Source organism: Larkinella sp. C7 (assembly GCF_006149005.1).
In the GTDB taxonomy this organism is placed as follows: domain Bacteria; phylum Bacteroidota; class Bacteroidia; order Cytophagales; family Spirosomataceae; genus Larkinella.
Genome location: NZ_VBSL01000057.1, coordinates 356 through 936, shown reverse-complemented (window position 1 = coordinate 936; position 581 = coordinate 356). Strand labels below are relative to the sequence as shown.

General features: G+C 37.2%; 1 protein-coding gene. It reads left to right on the top strand.

Annotation, left to right across the window (positions count from 1 at the left end):
- Positions 1-360: 360 nt before the first annotated feature.
- Positions 361-581, top strand: a 221-nt coding sequence (locus tag FH871_RS34350; protein ID WP_171063028.1) for an alcohol dehydrogenase catalytic domain-containing protein, incomplete at its 3' end; no start/stop codon positions are given.

Below are 581 nucleotides of genomic sequence, written 5' to 3'. Positions count from 1 at the left end.
TCCGCAAATATAGACAGGAGAAATAGTAGAAGATTAGGCTGAGACAGTTGAAGACTGTATAAAAATCAGGAAGAAGATAAGAGTCGTTATTTTTGAGGCTCACTAGTTTTTGGGCTCGTACTTACTTTAAAAAGGAAGAGAAGCGTGATTGTCTTTCTCCCAAAGTTTCTAAGTGAGCACGATTCTTGCCCACTTACTTACAATCATTTATAGTTAAACTTGTATCTGAAACAGACACCTGTTATGTTCGGATAATCGAGAAAAGGGAGAAGTCATGGCTACAAATTTGCTTTATCNTAAAGAAATACGTGCCATTACATAAAAATTGCTAACCCGAAGATAAGGAGAAAGAAATTACCTATGAAAGCAGCACTAGTAAGTCAGTATAACAAAAATAATATCAATCTCGAGATGACAGAAATACCCATACCGCAAATTGGCCCCGATGATGTCCTGATCAAGGCAAGGGCAGCAGGGGTCAATCCTTTGGATAATATAATTTCTCGTGGAGAGGTTAAAATTATCGTTCCTTACAAACTACCTCAAATTGCTGGTAATGAGTTTGTCGGAATTGTTGAGAA